General features: G+C 68.9%; 13 protein-coding genes. All 13 read left to right on the top strand.

Annotated elements, in window-relative coordinates:
• Window positions 1-15 precede the first annotated feature (15 nt).
• The 13 genes from ACEN98_RS17210 to ACEN98_RS17150 all read left to right on the top strand — a co-directional run bounded on the left by ACEN98_RS17210 (window position 16) and on the right by ACEN98_RS17150 (window position 16,752).
• The gene (locus ACEN98_RS17210; RefSeq protein ID WP_413386086.1) at window positions 16-771 is read left to right on the top strand and encodes an urea amidolyase associated protein UAAP1; all 756 of its coding nucleotides are present in this window, start codon (window positions 16-18) and stop codon (window positions 769-771) included.
• Window positions 772-781: 10 nt separating this feature from the next.
• Window positions 782-1,453 carry an urea amidolyase associated protein UAAP2 gene (locus ACEN98_RS17205; RefSeq protein ID WP_413386084.1) on the top strand — a complete coding sequence of 224 codons (672 nt, stop codon included), beginning with the start codon at window positions 782-784 and terminating at the stop codon, window positions 1,451-1,453.
• Window positions 1,454-1,462: 9 nt separating this feature from the next.
• On the top strand, window positions 1,463-5,071 hold the full coding sequence (gene uca, locus ACEN98_RS17200; RefSeq protein WP_413386083.1) for an urea carboxylase: 3,609 nt from the start codon (window positions 1,463-1,465) through the stop codon (window positions 5,069-5,071).
• Between the two features lie 32 nt (window positions 5,072-5,103).
• Complete coding sequence (locus ACEN98_RS17195) at window positions 5,104-5,973, top strand: TorF family putative porin (protein ID WP_413386082.1); 870 nt, start codon at window positions 5,104-5,106, stop codon at window positions 5,971-5,973.
• 19 nt (window positions 5,974-5,992) lie between these two features.
• Complete coding sequence (gene atzF, locus ACEN98_RS17190; RefSeq protein WP_413386081.1) at window positions 5,993-7,765, top strand: allophanate hydrolase; 1,773 nt, start codon at window positions 5,993-5,995, stop codon at window positions 7,763-7,765.
• Window positions 7,766-8,069: 304 nt separating this feature from the next.
• Window positions 8,070-9,377: an efflux RND transporter periplasmic adaptor subunit gene (locus ACEN98_RS17185; RefSeq protein WP_413386079.1), complete on the top strand. Its 1,308-nt coding sequence runs from the start codon at window positions 8,070-8,072 to the stop codon at window positions 9,375-9,377.
• A gap of 20 nt (window positions 9,378-9,397) precedes the next feature.
• Window positions 9,398-10,114, top strand: coding sequence for an ABC transporter ATP-binding protein (locus ACEN98_RS17180; protein ID WP_413386078.1), 717 nt, complete (start codon window positions 9,398-9,400; stop codon window positions 10,112-10,114).
• 10 nt (window positions 10,115-10,124) lie between these two features.
• Window positions 10,125-11,435 (top strand): ABC transporter permease, encoded by a 1,311-nt coding sequence (locus tag ACEN98_RS17175; protein ID WP_413386077.1) that lies wholly within the window; start codon window positions 10,125-10,127, stop codon window positions 11,433-11,435.
• Between the two features lie 12 nt (window positions 11,436-11,447).
• Window positions 11,448-12,683, top strand: coding sequence for an ABC transporter permease (locus ACEN98_RS17170; RefSeq protein ID WP_413386076.1), 1,236 nt, complete (start codon window positions 11,448-11,450; stop codon window positions 12,681-12,683).
• A 24-nt stretch (window positions 12,684-12,707) separates the two neighbouring features.
• On the top strand, window positions 12,708-14,042 hold the full coding sequence (locus tag ACEN98_RS17165; RefSeq protein ID WP_413386075.1) for a sigma-54-dependent transcriptional regulator: 1,335 nt from the start codon (window positions 12,708-12,710) through the stop codon (window positions 14,040-14,042).
• The gene (locus ACEN98_RS17160; RefSeq protein WP_413386074.1) at window positions 14,039-15,370 is read left to right on the top strand and encodes a sensor histidine kinase; all 1,332 of its coding nucleotides are present in this window, start codon (window positions 14,039-14,041) and stop codon (window positions 15,368-15,370) included. The genes ACEN98_RS17165 and ACEN98_RS17160 overlap by 4 nt, the downstream gene beginning before the upstream one ends.
• Window positions 15,371-15,601: 231 nt before the next feature.
• Window positions 15,602-15,982: an energy transducer TonB gene (locus ACEN98_RS17155; RefSeq protein WP_413386073.1), complete on the top strand. Its 381-nt coding sequence runs from the start codon at window positions 15,602-15,604 to the stop codon at window positions 15,980-15,982.
• Complete coding sequence (locus ACEN98_RS17150) at window positions 15,982-16,752, top strand: methyltransferase domain-containing protein (protein WP_413386072.1); 771 nt, start codon at window positions 15,982-15,984, stop codon at window positions 16,750-16,752. Before ACEN98_RS17155 ends, ACEN98_RS17150 begins: the two co-directional genes overlap by 1 nt.
• The last annotated feature ends 25 nt before the right edge of the window (window positions 16,753-16,777 follow it).

Below are 16,777 nucleotides of genomic sequence, written 5' to 3'. Positions count from 1 at the left end.
ACTGACGGAGCCACCATGACCCTCACCGAACACACTCTCGAACTGGCACCGGACCTGGACCCGGCCCGCGTGCTGTGGACCGAACGCTTCCCCGGCGGCGCGCACTGGTCGTACCGCGTACGGCGCGGCACCACGCTGCGCTTCATCGCGATGGAAGCCGGCGCCAACGCGGCCGTGCTGCTGTACCGCGCCGACGAACGCATGGAGCGCCTGAACGTGCCGGACACGCTGAAGGCCCAGCACACGGCACATCTCACCGCGGGCCACGTGCTGTACTCGGACATGGGCCGCATCCTCGCGTCGATCCCGCGCGACACGGTGGGCTGGCACGACCCGCTGTGCGGCCTGTCGGACGCCGAAGGCATCGCCCGCCGCCACGGCGTCAAGCGCTACCAGGAACACCGCAACGCCATGCACCGCAACGGCAAGGACAGCCTGCTCGTCGAGATGGGCAAATGGGGCCTGGGCCTGCGCGACCTCGTGCCGAACGTGAACCTGTTTTCCAGGGTGGCGGTCGATGCCGACGGGCGTTTCCGCTTCGCCGAACACCACGCAAAGCCCGGCGACTTCGTCGAACTGCGCTTCGAGATGGACACGCTGGTCCTCGTGTCGACCGCGCCGCATCCGCTCGACCCGCGCCCCGAGTACGCGCCGGGCAAGGTCGCCATCGTGGCCTGGGATTCCGGCCCGGCCGGCGCCGACGATGCGTGCCGCCTGTCGTGCGCCGAAAACGGCCGCGGCTTTCATAACACCGAACTGATTTACCGCTGAGGAGACCGTCATGCACACCCTGCGCGAGAGCACGCTCGATCCCGCCGCCGCCCTGGCCATCCACGACCTGCCGGCCGGCGAACCGTGGCTGCACGAAGTCAAACGCGGCCAGACGCTGCGCATCGTCGACCTGGAAGGCAACCAGGCCGTGGACACGATCTTCTACAACGCCGCCGACACGGCCGAAAGCTACAGCGTCACCGACACGCTGCAGCGCCAGGGCGGCATCTACCTGTCCGCCGGCTCCGTGCTGTATTCGAACCGCGGCCGGCCCATGCTGTCCATCGTGGCCGACACGTGCGGCCGCCACGACACGCTGGGCGGCGCCTGCGCGGCCGAGAGCAACACGGTGCGCTACGCGCTGCAAAAGAAATTCATGCACAGCTGCCGCGACAACTATCTCCTGGCCCTCGCCCGCGCCAAAAATGGAGCTGAAATAAGCGGCATGGACAAGCGCGACCTCGTCCCCAACGTGAACTTCTTCATGAACGTGCCGGTGACGGCACAAGGCGGCCTGTCGTTCGAGGACGGCCTGTCCGCGCCGGGCAAGTACGTCGAGCTGCGCGCCGAGATGGACGTGCTGGTGCTCGTGTCGAACTGCCCGCAGCTGAACAACCCGTGCAATGCCTACAACCCCACCCCGGTCCGCTTCGTGATCTGGGGGTCCTCCCCCTCCGCCTGAAAGACCGCCATGTTCGACAAGATCCTGATCGCCAACCGCGGCGAAATCGCCTGCCGCGTGATCCGCACCGCGCGCCGCCTCGGCATGAAGACGGTGGCCATCTATTCCGAGGCCGACGTCGAATCGCTGCACGTGCGCCTGGCCGACGAAGCCGTGTGCGTGGGCCCGGCCGCCGCCAGCGACAGCTATCTGTCGGCCGAGCGTGTGCTGGCGGCGGCGCGTAACACGGGCGCGCAAGCGATCCACCCCGGCTACGGCTTCATGAGCGAGAACGCGGGCTTCGCGGAAGCGTGCGCCGCCGCCGGCATCGTGTTCATCGGCCCCACGCCGCAGCAGATGCGCGACTTCGGCCTGAAGCACACGGCGCGCGAACTGGCGCAGAAGGCCGACGTGCCGCTGCTGCCGGGGACCGGCCTGCTGGACGGCGTCGAGGAAGCGCTGGCGGAAGCGCGCCGCATCGGCTATCCCGTCATGCTGAAAAGTACGGCTGGCGGCGGCGGCATCGGCATGCGCCTGTGCCGCGACGACGACGAACTGGCCGGCGCCTACGCGTCCGTGCGCCACCTGTCCGAGAACAACTTCAAGAACAGCGGCATCTACCTGGAAAAATTCGTGCAGCGCGCGCGCCACGTGGAGGTGCAGATCTTCGGCGACGGCCGCGGCAACGTCGTGTCGCTGGGCGAGCGCGATTGCTCCGTCCAGCGCCGCAACCAGAAGGTGATCGAGGAAACGCCCGCGCCAGGCCTGTCGGACGGCACGCGGCACGCGCTGGCCGCCACCGCCGTGCGCCTGGGCGCAGCGATCGACTACCTGTCGGCCGGCACCGTCGAATACGTGCTGGACGCCGACACGGGCGCGTTCTACTTCCTCGAAGTGAACACGCGCCTGCAGGTGGAGCACGGCGTGACGGAAGAAGTGTTCGGCGTCGACCTCGTCGAATGGATGATCCGCGCGGCGGCCGGCGAACTCACGCTGCCGGAGCAGGCGTCCCTGGTGCCGCACGGCCACGCGATGCAGCTGCGCGTGTATGCCGAAGACCCGGCGCGCAATTTTCAACCGTGTTCCGGCGTGCTGACGGCCGTCGACTTCGCGCCCGGCCTGCGCGTGGACACGTGGGTCGAGCGCGGTGTCACCGTCAGTCCCTACTATGACCCGCTGCTGGCCAAGCTGATCGTCAAGACGGACGACCGGGCCGCGTCCGTCGACCAGCTCGTGCGCGCTCTCGAGACGTCGCGCATCGACGGCATCGAAACCAACCTGGCCTACCTCGCGCGCATCCTGCGCTACGACGATTTCGTCGCCGGCCGCCAGATCACGCAGATGCTGGCCGCGATGGACTTCGCGCCGCAGACCGTGGAAGTGCTGGACGGCGGCATCCAGACGACGGTGCAGGACTACCCGGGCCGCCTGGGCCTGTGGGCCGTCGGCATCCCGCCGTCCGGGCCGATGGACGCCTACGCGCACCGCGTGGCGAACCACCTGCTCGGCAACGACATCGCCGCACCCACGCTGGAGATGACCCTGCAGGGCGCGACCTTGCGCTTCAACTGCGCATGCACGATCGCGCTGGCCGGCGCGGACCTCGGGGCCAGCGTCACCGGAGTGGACGGCAAACGCGAGCTCGCCAACTGGCGCGCGCATGCCGTCGCCGCCGGCGAAACCTTGCGCTTCGCCGGCGTGCGCGGCGCGGGCGTGCGCGCGTACATCGCGTTCGCGGGCGGCCTGGACGTGCCGGACTACCTCGGCAGCCGCGCCACGTTCACCTTGGGCCAGTTCGGCGGCCACGGCGGCCGCGCCGTGCGCGCGGGCGACATGCTCAAGCTGAAGCCCGTGCCGGCGTTCACGCGCGAACTCGCACCCGCCGCGATCCCGGCCTATGCGCACCACTGGGACATCGCCGTCCACTACGGCCCGCACGGCGCACCGGACTTCTTCACCGACGACGACATCGTCACGTTCTTCGGCACGGACTGGCAGGTGCACTTCAATTCCAGCCGCACCGGCTTGCGCCTCGTCGGCCCGAAACCGCGCTGGGCACGCACGGACGGCGGCGAAGCGGGCCTGCACCCGTCGAACATCCACGACAACGCCTATGCCATCGGCTCGATCGACTTCACCGGCGACATGCCCGTGATCCTCGGCCCGGACGGCCCGAGCCTGGGCGGCTTCGTGTGCCCCGCCGTGATCGTGTCGAGCGACCTGTGGAAGATGGGCCAGCTGAAACCGGGCGACACGGTGCGCTTCCACCGCGTGTCCGTCGACGAGGCGGCGGCCCTGCGCGCGGCGCTGGACGCCGTGTTCGAGCGGCCGGACGCGGCGCCCGTGTGGACACCGCCAGCGTCGCCGCAAGGCCTGGCCCAGCCGGCCATCGCGGGCGAAGCAGCGCTGCCGGACGGTACGCGCGTCGTGTTCCGCCGCGCCGGCGACGACTACCTGCTGGTGGAATTCGGCGACCTCGCGCTGGACATCGACCTGCGCTTCCGCGTCCATGCGCTGATGTGCGCACTGGAGGATGCACGCCTGACTGGTGTCGTCGACCTCACGCCCGGCATCCGCTCGCTGCAGGTCCACTTCGACCATCGCCGCCTGGGCGCCGCGCGCCTGCTGGAGCGGATCGGCGCGCTGCTGGCGGCGCAGGGTCCCGTGGAGGACATGGTGGTCCCGTCGCGCATCGTGCACCTGCCGCTCGCCTGGAACGACACGCAGACGCGCCTCGCGATCCAGAAGTACGAGACGACCGTGCGCCCGGACGCGCCCTGGTGCCCCAGCAACATCGAATTCATCCGCCGCATCAACGGGCTGGACTCGATCCGCGACGTGTACGACGTCGTGTTCAAGGCGAGCTACATGGTGCTGGGCCTGGGCGACGTCTACCTGGGCGCGCCGGTCGCTACGCCCGTCGATCCGCGCCACCGCCTCGTGACGACCAAGTACAACCCGGCGCGCACATGGACGCCGGAAAACGCGGTCGGCATCGGCGGCGCCTACCTGTGCGTGTACGGCATGGAAGGCCCGGGCGGCTACCAGTTCGTCGGCCGCACGGTGCAGATGTGGAACCGCTACCGCCAGACGGCCAGCTTCCGCGACGGCAAACCGTGGCTGCTGCGCTTCTTCGACCAGATCCGCTTCTACGAGGTGACGGAAGACCGCCTGCTCGAGCACCGGCGCGACTTCCCGCTCGGCCGCTTCGACGTGCGCATCGAGGAAACGACGTTCTCGCTGGCCGACTACAACGCGTTCCTGGCGCGCGAAGCGGACGCCATCGCCGCGTTCAAGACGCGCCAGCAGGCCGCGTTCGAGGCCGAGCGCGAACGGTGGCGTACGAGCGGCCAGGCCGAATGGGTCAGCGAGGAAGCGACGCTCGATGCGGGCGCGCTGGCCGACCTGCCCGACGGCAGCCAGTACCTGTCCGCCGTGGTCCCCGGCAGCGTGTGGAAGATCGTCGTGCCGCCCGGCGCCGCCGTGCGCGAGGGCGAGACGCTGGCGATCTTCGAATCGATGAAGATGGAAATCCCCGTCGTCGCCACCGCCGACGGCGTGCTGGACGAATGGCTCGTCGCCGAGGGCAAGCCCGTCGCCGCCGGCCAGCGCATCGCCGTCTTCACGGCCGCATCCTGAATCCGCAACCCATCCCCTACAAGGAGTCCCGCATGCACGACAAGAAGATCATCCTCGCCATTGCCACCCTGCTGTGTTCCGGCGCCGCCTGGGCCGACGACGCGCCCGCGTTCACCGGCCACGTCGACCTGGTCAGCAAATACATCCTGCGCGGCGTCAGCTCGACCTATGGCCCCGGCCTGCCGGGCCTGGGCAACGCCGGCGCCGACGCGCCCGAGTCGGACCAGCCCGCGCTGCAATGGGGCGTGGACTGGAACGATCCGTCCGGCTTCTTCCTCGGCTACTGGGCGTCGCAGATCAACTACTCGTACAAACGCCTGGGCGAATCGTATGCCGACCGCGGCATCGCCGATTTCCAGCACAAGAAATCGATCGAGAACGACGTCTACGGCGGCTACAACGGCAAGGTGGGCGACATCGGCTACACCGTCGGCCTGACGGGCTATTACTACGTCAACGGCGAGCACGCGAACGCATTCGAGACCAAGCTGGGCGCCAGCTACGGCCCGTTCAGCGTGACGGCGCAGACCCTGCTCAAGGACGTCGTCTGGGGCAACCGGGGCGACACCTACTGGACGCTGGCCGCGAGCCAGCCGCTCCCGCACGACATCACCCTGTCCGCCACGCTCGGCTTCTACACGTACCACAAGGAAGGCCGCTACCTGGGCACGGTCGACACGCTGACCGGCACGCGCTGCGCGGCCGGCACGAGCTTCATCGTCAACGGCTGCTTCGCGGGCGGCGCGCCGGCGTCGGGCGGCTGGCGTCACCTGACCGTCGGCTTCACGCAGCCGCTCGGCGCCGGTTTTACCTGGGGCCTGCAAGGCCTGCTCGGCGGCGACAACCGCTACGGCGCCAAGCAGGGCAACCGCCTGCTGGCCACCCTCGGCTACGCCTTCTGACCCTCTTATGCGAGACACCATGACGATCACCGACATCCACGCCGGCTACCTGGGCGGCGCATCGACGCCCAGCCGCTGCATCGAGCAGGTCCTGGCCCGCATCGCCGCCGCGGACCGCCCCGAGATCTGGATCAGCCGCGTGGACGACGCCGCGCTGCGCGCACAGGCCCGCGCGCTCGACGCCGTGCTGGCGGCCGAAGGCGCCGCCGCGCTGGCGCGCCTGCCGCTGCTGGGCATCCCGTTCGCCGTCAAGGACAACATCGACGTGGCCGGCATGCCCACCACGGCCGCCTGCCCCACCTACGCCTACGTGCCGGACGCATCCGCGCCGGTGGTGGAAAAACTCGTCGCGGCCGGCGCCCTGCTGGTCGGGAAGACGAACCTGGACCAGTTCGCGACGGGCCTCGTCGGCACGCGCTCGCCGTACGGCGCCGTGCGCAACGCGGTCGATCCGGCCTATGTGTCGGGCGGCTCCAGTTCCGGCTCCGCCGTCGCCGTCGCGCTGGGCATGGCCGGCTTCGCGCTCGGCACGGACACGGCCGGCTCCGGCCGCGTGCCGGCGGGCCTGAACGGCATCGTCGGCCTCAAGCCCACGCGCGGGCTGCTCTCGACGCGCGGCGTGGTGCCGGCGTGCCGCACGCTCGACTGCGTCTCCGTGTTCGCGGCCAACGTGGCCGACGCGTGGAAAGTGGTGCGGGCCGCGGCCGGGTATGATGCGCTCGACCCGTATTCGCGCCGCATTGCACCGCAGGGCGTGCGCCGGCGCGGCTATCGCATCGCCGTGCCCGCGCAGCTGGAATTCTTCGGCGACGCGGCCGCGCAAGCCGCATTCGAGGCGACCCTGGCGCGCCTGCGCGACCTCCCCGGCTGCACGTTCGGCACCGTCGACTACACGCCGTTCCGCGACGCCGCCGCCCTGCTGTACCAGGGCCCGTGGGTCGCGGAGCGTCACGCCGCCGTCGGCGCGTTCATCGACGCGCAGCCGGACGCCGCGCATCCGGTGGTGGCCGGCATCATCGAGCAGGCCAGGGAGTACGACGCCACGGATGCGTTCAAGGGCCAGTACCGGCTGGCGGCGCTGCGCCGCGCGGCCGATGACAGCCTCGCGGGCTACGACTTCCTGCTGGTGCCCACGACGCCGACCATGCCGCGCATCGCCGACGTGCTGGAACGCCCGGTGGAACTGAATGCGCAACTGGGGTATTACACGAACTTCGTGAACTTCTTCGACATGGCCGCGCTGGCCGTGCCGGGGGCGGCGCGGCCAGACGGCCTGCCGGCCGGCGTCACCTTGATCGGCTCCACCGGCAGCGACCACCTGCTCGCGACGGCCGCCGCGGCGCTGCTGGGCGGCGCGGAGGCCGCTGCGCTGGCCGCCGACCCGCTGCCGTTCGCCGAACCGACGGTGCAGGTGGCGGTCGTCGGCGCGCACCTGGCGGGCCAGCCGCTGAACTGGCAGCTGCTGGAACGGGGCGCGCGCAAGGTGGCGGCCACGCACACGGCGCCGCACTACCGCCTGTACGCGCTGCCGGGCACGACGCCGCCCAAGCCGGGCCTGGCGCGGGTCGACCGCGACGGCGCGGCGATCGAGGTCGAAGTGTGGGAACTGCCGCTGCGCCGCTTCGGCGAATTCGTGGCCGAGATCCCGGCGCCGCTGGGCATCGGCTCGCTCGAACTGGCGGACGGCGGCTGGGTCAAGGGCTTCATCTGCGAGCCGGCCGCCATCGCGGGCGCCACCGACATCAGCGTGTTCGGCGGGTGGCGCGCGTACCTGTCACGACGCGCAGCCTGACCACCGGGGTCAGACCCCGATATTTGGAAATTTCCCAAATTCGGGGTCAGCAAATTCGGGGTCAGAGCACATTATTTTTTGGCGTCTTCGCCAACGCCTGTCTTTTACCTCGCTATGGGCTGGCAATGTCGGCCAAGTCGACGGCTCGACTTCAGAACATGTGCTCTGACCCCGAATCCCTGAATCTGTCCGGACATCAAGACCGTCCGCACTGTCCGTCCACACTGCCCCCGGACAGTCGCGGACGCCACCGTGTCCGCTGTCCACGCCAATGAAATCAATGGCTTAGCGGCTGGCATGGATCATGCAAATACAGGCACTGTCCACAACCCGTGTCCACATCATGATCCGCGATACATCCCAACAAGACGCCGTCATCGCCCCGCCCCCGGGCCACAAGCTGAAGCGCCGCGCGCTCTGGGTCGGCAGCGCCGTGCTGGTGGCCGCACTGTGCGCCGGCCTCGTGTCGACGTGGCGCGGCAGCGAGGCGTCCGTCAGCGCGTCGCGCCTGCGCATCGCCGAGGTCACGCGCGGCACGCTCGTGCGCGACGCCTCCGTCAACGGCCGCGTCGTCGCCGCCGTCAGCCCGACGCTGTATGCCAAGGCGCCCGCCACCGTCAACCTGAAGGTAGCGGCCGGCGACACCGTCAAGAAGGGGCAAGTGCTGGCCGTGCTCGAATCGCCCGACCTGGCGGACGTGCTGAAACGCGAGACGTCCGCGTACGAAGGCCTGAAGGCCGAGGTGGCGCGCCAGCAGATCCTGTCGCGCAAGCAGAAGCTGCTGGCGCAGAAAGAGGCCGACACCGCCGAGATCGACCGCCTGTCCGCCCAGCGCACCCTGGAGCGCTACGACAGCGTGGGCCAGCTCGGCATCATCGCGAAGATCGATTACCAGAAGGCGAAGGACGCGGTGCAGTCCGCGCAGATCCGCGCGAAGCACGCCTCGCAGGCCGCGCTGCTGGAAGGCGAGGACGTCGCGCTCGCGATCAAGACGAAGCTGAACGACCTGGAACGCGCGCGCCTGTCGATGGAAGAAGCGCAGCGCCGCGTCGACGAGCTGACCGTGCGCGCGCCCGTCGACGGTTTCATCGGCACCCTGAACGTGCAGGACCGCATGGTCGTCGCCGCGAACGCGCCGCTGATGACGCTCGTCGACCTGTCGAAGCTCGAGGTCGAGATCGAGGTGCCGGAGACGTATGCGGCCGACCTGGGCCTGGGCATGAACGCCGAGGTCACGCTGCCCTCGGGCACGGCGACGGGCAAGCTGTCGGCGCTGTCGCCGGAAGTCGTGAAAAGCATGGTGCTGGCGCGCGTGCGCTTCGACGGCGAGCAGCCGAAGGGCCTGCGCCAGAGCCAGCGCGTGACGGCGCGCCTGCTCATCGAAGAAAAGCCGAACGTCTTGATGGTGGCGCGCGGCCCGTTCGTCGAGAGCGAGGGCGGACGCTATGCCTACGTCGTGCGCGACGGGATCGCCACGCGCACGCCGATCCGCATGGGCGCCACCAGCATGTCGGCCGTCGAAATCGTGTCGGGCCTGAAGCAGGGCGACAAAGTGGTGGTGGCCGGCACCGACGCCTTCAATAACGCGCAACGCATCTCGATCAATCAGTAACCCAACCCAAAGGAACAGCCATGCTGCGCATGACCAATTTGAGCAAGGTGTACCGCACCCACATGATCGAGACGCACGCGCTGCGCGGGTTCGAGATCGAAGTCCGCGAAGGCGAGTTCGTCACCGTGACCGGCCCGTCCGGCTCGGGCAAGACGAGCTTCCTCAACATCGCCGGCCTACTCGAGGAATTCACGTCCGGCGAGTACATCCTCGACGGCGTCAACGTGAAGGGCCTGGACGACAACGCCCGCTCGCGCCTGCGCAACGAAAAGCTCGGTTTCATCTTCCAGGGTTTCAACCTGATTCCCGACCTGAATTTGTACGACAATGTCGACGTCCCGCTGCGCTACCGCGGCTTCAACGCGGCCGAGCGCAAGAAGCGCATCGAGGACGCGCTGGCCAAGGTGGGCCTGGCGTCGCGCATGAAGCATTATCCGGCCGAGCTGTCCGGCGGCCAGCAGCAGCGCGTGGCCATCGCGCGCGCGCTCGCGGGCTCGCCGAAACTGCTGCTGGCGGACGAACCGACCGGCAACCTCGATACGCAGATGGCGCGCGGCGTGATGGAACTGCTGGAAGAAATCAACGCGGCTGGCACGACGATCCTGATGGTCACGCACGATCCGGAACTGGCCGTGCGCACCACGCGCAACGTGCACATCATCGACGGCCAGGTGTCGGACCTCGTGCGCCGCGCACCGACGCTGGTCGACACGAAGTCCGCCACGGTCACCGCATAAGGAGCGCACCATGTTCGGCTATTACTTCAGGCTTGGCGTGCGCAGCCTGCGCCGCAACCCTGCCCTCACCGCGCTGATGGTACTGACGCTGGCCGTCGGCGTGGCCGCCAGCGTGTCGACGCTGACGATCCTGCACATGATGTCGAGCGACCCGATTCCGCAGAAGAGCAGCCGGCTGTTCGTGCCGCTGATCGACAACGGCCCGGTCGAGGGCTACACGCCGGGCGAGGATCCGGACGACATCCAGATCAGCTACAAGGACGCCGTCAACCTCGTCAAGGGCGGCCAGGGCGTGCGCCGCACGGCGCTGTACGGGGTCGCCGCGCCGATCCAGCCGCCGCGCGCGGACATCCAGCCGTTCAACCTGTCCGGCCTTGCGCCCACGCGCGACTTCTTCGCCATGTTCGACGTGCCCTTCCTCCACGGCCAGGCCTGGACCGAACAGGACGAGGCGCGCGGCGCCGACGTCGTGGTCCTCAGCCGCGAGATCGCCGAAAAACTGTACGGCGACGCCAACCCGGTCGGCCAGCGCGTCACCTTGATGGGCTTCCCGTTCACCGTCGTGGGCGTGATCGACAACTGGATGCCGCTGCCGCGCTTCTATCGCCTGAACGGCGGCGTGCGCTACGGCGCCGGCGAGGAATTCTTCATCCCGTTCACGACGTCGATCCGCCACGAAGTCACGCACAACGGCAGCATGAGCTGCTCGGGCAACCCGGGCGCCGGGTTCGCCGCGCGCCTGGCATCGGAGTGCACGTGGATCACGGTGTGGTTCGAAACGGCGGCGGCGAGCGACCGCGCCGACCTGCAGGCCTGGCTCGACAACTACGCGGCCGACCAGCGCAAGCTGGGCCGCCTGAAGCGCAACGCCGTGAACCGCCTGTACGACGTGCCCGAGTGGCTCGTGTTCACGAAGGTCGTCGGCAAGGACAGCAAGCTGCAGACGTGGCTCGCGTTCGGCTTCCTCGTGCTGTGTCTCGTGAACACCGTCGGCCTGCTGCTGGCGAAATTCTCGGTGCGCGCGTCCGAGATCGGCGTGCGCCGCGCGCTGGGCGCCTCGCGTGCCGACATCTTCCGCCAGTTCCTCATCGAGACCGGCGTCGTGGGCCTCGTCGGCGGCGTGCTGGGACTCGTCCTCGCGTTCGGCGCGCTGGCCCTGATCTCCATGCAGGGCAAGCAGACGGCCGCCGTGGCCCACATGGACTGGGAGATGCTGATCGCGACCTTCGTGATGTCGGTCGGCGCCGCCGTCCTCGCCGGCCTGTTGCCGACCTGGCGCGCCTGCCAGGTCACGCCCGCCATCCAGCTGAAATCGCAGTAAAGGAGAACCGCCATGGAAATCCGCCCCATCCTGTCCGCGCTGCTGCGCAACAAGACCGGCCCGATCCTCGTCGCGCTGCAGGTCGCCCTGAGCCTCGCGATCCTGGCCAACGCGGCCCACATCGTCAACGAGCGGCGCGCCGTCGCCGCGCGGCCGTCCGGCCTGGCCGACGAGCACTCGACGTTCTACATCACGGTGCGCAACCTGTCGAACGACACGCCGGAGCAGCGGCTGGCCAACATCAAGCGCCAGACCGCCGTGCTGCGCGCCGTGGCCGGCGTCGCGTCGGTCGCCCACGTCAGCCAGATGCCGCTGTCGCGCAGCGGCAGCAACACGAGCGTGGCCGTCAACGACCGCCAGGACAAGCCGAGCGCCGTCGCCTCGCAGTTCGTTTCCGGCGACTCGCTCGTGCAGACCTTCGGCCTGAAGCTGGTCGAGGGCCGCGACTTCCTGCCGGCCGAGCTCCTCGACGTGAACGAGGACACGACGGCCGAACCGCCGCCCCAGGTCATCCTGACGAAACCGCTGGCCGACAAACTGTGGCCGGAGCAGCCGGCCGTCGGCAAGACGATGTACTTCGGCACCGGCAAGGATGCCCGCGGCGTGCAGGTGGTCGGTGTCGTCCAGGCCCTGATGAGCGCCCACGGCGAAGTCGGCGAACGGGGCGAGCAGTCGGTGATCATGCCGGCGCGCCTGTACGGCAGCGAACCGGTGGTCCTGTACGCGATCCGTACCGAACCGGGCCAGCGCGACCGGGTGATGAAGGAAGTGGAAGACGCGCTGCGCAAGTCGTCGGCCACGCCGATGATCACGAAGATGAAGACCGTCGACGACGACCGCAAGGACCGCTACCGCGCCGACGTCGCGCTGCAGTGGATGCTCGTCACGGTGAGCGTGCTGCTCCTGCTGATCACCGCCAGCGGCATCGTCGGCATGGCCAGCCTGTGGGTCACGCAGCGCCGCAAGCAGATCGGCGTGCGGCGCGCGCTGGGCGCGAGGAAGACCGACATCCTGCGCTACTTCATCACGGAGAACTTCATGATCACGAGCGCCGGCGTGTTCGGCGGCGTGGCGCTGGGCCTCGCGCTGAACCAGCTCCTCGTCAGCAAGCTGGAGATGGCGCGCCTGCCGGCCGGCTATCTCGTGTTCGGCGCCCTCGGCTTCTGGCTGCTGGGCGTGGCGGCGGCCTACGGTCCGGCATGGCGCGCGGCCAGCATTTCGCCGGCCACCGCGACGCGCAGCGTGTGACCCGGCAGTGATATGCTAGCGGGCATGCCTACCGTATTGATCATCGATGACAACGCCGCCGTCGGCATCGCGCTCGACGTCCTGTTTTCGCTGCACGACATCGCCTCGCTGCGCGCCGCCTCGCCCGAGGAAGGGCTTGCCCTCCTCGCGCGCGAGCCCGTCGATCTCGTCATCCAGGACATGAACTTCACGGCCGACACCACGTCGGGCGAGGAAGGCGTGGCGCTGTTCCGCGAGATCCGCAAGCTGTATCCGGACCTGCCGGTGATCCTGCTGACGGCGTGGACGCACCTGGACGCGGCCGTCGACCTGATCAAGGCCGGCGCGGCCGATTATCTGTCGAAGCCGTGGAACGACGACCGCCTGCTCGCGACGGTGACGAACCTGATCGAACTGGGACAGGCCAACCGCGCGCTGGGCCAGCGCCTGCAGCGCGAACGCCGCGCGCGGCGCGAACTGGAACAGCAGTTCGACCTGCGCGGCCTCGTGTGGGCCGACCCCGCGACGGAACGCGTGCTGAGCCTCGCCTGCCAGGTGGCGCGCGCCGACGTGCCGGTCCTGATCACGGGGCCGAACGGCACGGGCAAGGAACGCATCGCCGAGATCATCCAGGCCAATTCGATGGTCCGCGACGGTCCGTTCGTCGTGCTGAACTGCGGCGCGCTGCCCTCGGAACTGATCGAGGCGGAGCTGTTCGGCGCCGATGCCGGTGCGTACACGGGCGCCTCGAAGGCGCGCGAAGGCAAGTTCGAGGCGGCCGACGGCGGCACCTTGTTCCTCGACGAGATCGGCAACCTGCCGCTGGCCGGGCAGATGAAACTCCTGCGCGTACTGGAGACGGGGCGCTTCGAACGCCTCGGCTCCAACCGCGAGCGCCAGGTGAAGGTACGCGTGATCAGCGCGACGAACGCGGATCTCGCGGCGATGATCCGCGCCGGCGCCTTCCGCGAAGATTTGTATTACCGCCTGAACGTGATCGAACTGAAGCTGCCGGCACTGGCCGCGCGTCCCGGCGACATCCTGCCGCTGGCGCACGGCTTCCTCCCGCGCGGCAAGACCCTGCATCCGGGCGCGGAAGCCGCGCTGCTCGCGCACAACTGGCCTGGCAATGTGCGTGAGCTGAAGAACGTGATGGCGCGTGCGAACCTGCTGGCCCAGGGCGACGTGATCAAGGCGCCTGACCTCGGCCTGCCGCTGCCGGCCCATGTCGCGCTCGACGCGGAGCCGGACCGTGACGCCATCACGCAGGCGCTCGCACGCGCGGGCGGCGTGATCGCGCAGGCGGCGGCGGAACTCGGGCTGTCGCGCCAGGCCCTGTATCGCCGCATGGAGCGGTTGGGCATCGCCCGCACCGTATGAAATTCCGGCTGTCGCTCGTCACGCGCTGGTCGGCCCTCGTCGGCACGCTGCTGGCGGTCGGGATCATCATCGCGCTGGCGCTCGACCATCTGCTGCCGGGCCGTCCGCTCGCGGTGCTGGGCATCTGTTTGCTGTGCGTCGTGCCGATATCCATCATCACCCTGCGCTCGCAGGTGCAGCCGATCCTGTCGCTGTTCCGCGCGTTGGAAGGCACGGTCACCAGCTACCGCGACGGCGATTTTTCGTTCAGCCTGCACTGGCCGCAGAACGACGAACTGTCGGACCTCATCGCCGCCCACAACGCGCTGGGCGAAGTGCTGCGCGAGCAGAGACTGGACCTCGTGCAGCGCGAACTGCTGCTCGACACGATGGTGCAGAACACGCCCGTCGCCATGCTGCTCGTGACGGAGCCGCCGGGCGCCGCCGACCGCAATGTACGCGTTGTCGTCTACGCGAACGTGGCGGCGCGCCAGTTGCTGTTCGAGGGGCATAAGCTGGAAGGCCACGCGCTGCACGACGTGCTGCAAAAAACGCCGGCCCTCGTGGAAGCACTGGCGCGCGGCGGCGACGGCCTGTTCACGGCCGGCGACGGCGAAGAGGAAGAGGTCTATCACCTCGCCCGCCGCAACTTCAGCCTGAACGGCCGGCGCCACGAATTGCTGCTGCTGCGCCAGCTGACGGCCGAGCTGCGGCGCCAGGAAGTGCAGACGTGGAAAAAAGTCATCCGCGTCATCAGCCACGAGTTGAACAACTCGCTGGCGCCGCTTGCGTCACTCGCGCACTCCGGCACGGAACTCGTGCGGCGCGGCCAGACGGAGCGCCTGCCGCAGATCCTGCAGACCATCGGCGAACGCACGCGCCACCTGGAGAGCTTCATCCTCGGCTACGCGCGCTTCGCCAAGCTGCCGGCGCCGCGCCTGGAGACGATCGCGTGGTCCGATTTCGTGGCCGGCCTGGCGGACCAGGTGGCGTTCCGCCTCGGCGGCGAACTGCCGGAATCTCCGGCGCACATCGACCGCGCGCAGATGGAGCAGGCGCTCCTCAACCTGCTGAAGAACGCCCACGAATCCGGCTCGCGCCCGGAAGACGTCGAACTGCACGTACGGCGCGTGCAAGACGTGGTCCGCATCGACGTATTCGACCGCGGCACGGGCATGAACGACGCCGTGCTGACGAACGCCCTCGTCCCGTTCTACTCGACGAAGCGCAGCGGCACGGGCCTCGGCCTGGCGCTGGCGCGCGAAATCGCCGAAGCCCACGGCGGCCGCATCACCCTCGGCAACCGCGAGGGCGGCGGCCTGGCCGTCACCCTGATCCTGCCCGCCTGAACTCGACACTTCGGGGTCAGAGCCCGGTTTTAGGAAATTGCTCAGATTTGGGGTCAGGTCCCTTTCTTCCGGCGCCGTCCCGCGCATTGATCGCCGTTCCTCGTACTTACCCGCACAATAGGCGACGTTGAGCGTATCGACCATTTATAATGTGCTGTGACCCCGAATTTGCCGCGAAAGCGCACGATCGTGCGATACTCCCGGTTTCGTCGACGTTGGAGTACGCGAAGAATGATCCGACTACCTTTGTTTTGCATGACCGCGCTGGCGCTGTTGGCCGGCTGCGTCCAGTCCCCTGCCACCCGTACGGCCTCCGCGCCCGCGCAGCCGCAGCAACCGCCGCAGCAGCAGGTGCCGGGCCAGCATTGCGCGCCGCCCGTCTATCCGCAGGAAGCGCTGCAGGCGCGCATGAGCGGCGTGTCGATGATGGCCTTCCTGGTCGGCAGCGACGGCACCGTGCGCGAATCGCGCCTGCTCAAGTCGAGCGGTTACGCGATCCTCGACCACGCCGCCGAAGCCGCGCTCCGGCTGTGCCGCTTCAAGCCCGCGCTGAAGAATGGCCATACGGTCGCGGCGTGGCAGCCCGTCCAGTACGCGTGGTCGCTGCCGTAATGACCAACGCCAGGGATCCCCGCTTCGCCCAGCCCGGCCACCCGCCAGCCACGATCACCGAATTCGAAGGCGTGCGCTCGCTGCACCTCGGCACCTCGTGGGTGCAGGGCTCGATGCGGCTGGCGCGCCCCGATGCGATCGAACTGGAATACGTCCAGATGATGATGATGTGGATGCTGTTCCTGCCGAATCCGCGCCGTATCGTGCAGCTGGGCCTCGGCAGTGCCGCGCTGACGAAGTTCTGCCACCAGCGCTTTCCGCAGGCGCGCGTGACTGCCGTCGAGCTGAATCCGAACGTGATCGCCATCTGCCGCGAACACTTTGGCCTGGGACCCGACGACGAACGCCTGGACGTGCGCGAGATGGACGCGCTGGACTTCGTGATGGACGACGCCAACCACGGCACGGTGGACGTGCTGCAGGTCGACCTGTACGACGAGGAAGCGCGCGGCCCTGTGCTCGATACGCCCGAGTTCTACGCCGCGTGCGCCGCCTGCCTGAAGGATGGCGGCATCATGACCGCCAACGTGTTCGGCGATTTTTCCAACTACGACAAGAACCTCGATGCGATGCGGGACGCGTTCGACGCCGTCGTCTGGCTGCCCGAGGTCCACGACGCCAACATCGTCGTCGTCGCGTTCAGGGACGCGCCGCAGATCGACTTCGCCGTGCTGTACGAGCGCGCGGCCGACATCAAGCGGCGCTACAACCTGCCGGCCAAGGGCTGGGTCAACGGGTTGAAGGAGTGGATGCGCGACCACGCCGGCTGATCGTGCGCCGGCCCCGGCCCGGCTC

This window comes from Massilia sp. CT11-137, from assembly GCF_047302885.1.
In the GTDB taxonomy this organism is placed as follows: Bacteria; Pseudomonadota; Gammaproteobacteria; order Burkholderiales; family Burkholderiaceae_D; genus Telluria; species Telluria orientalis.
This window is presented reverse-complemented; position numbering and strand designations above follow the sequence as displayed.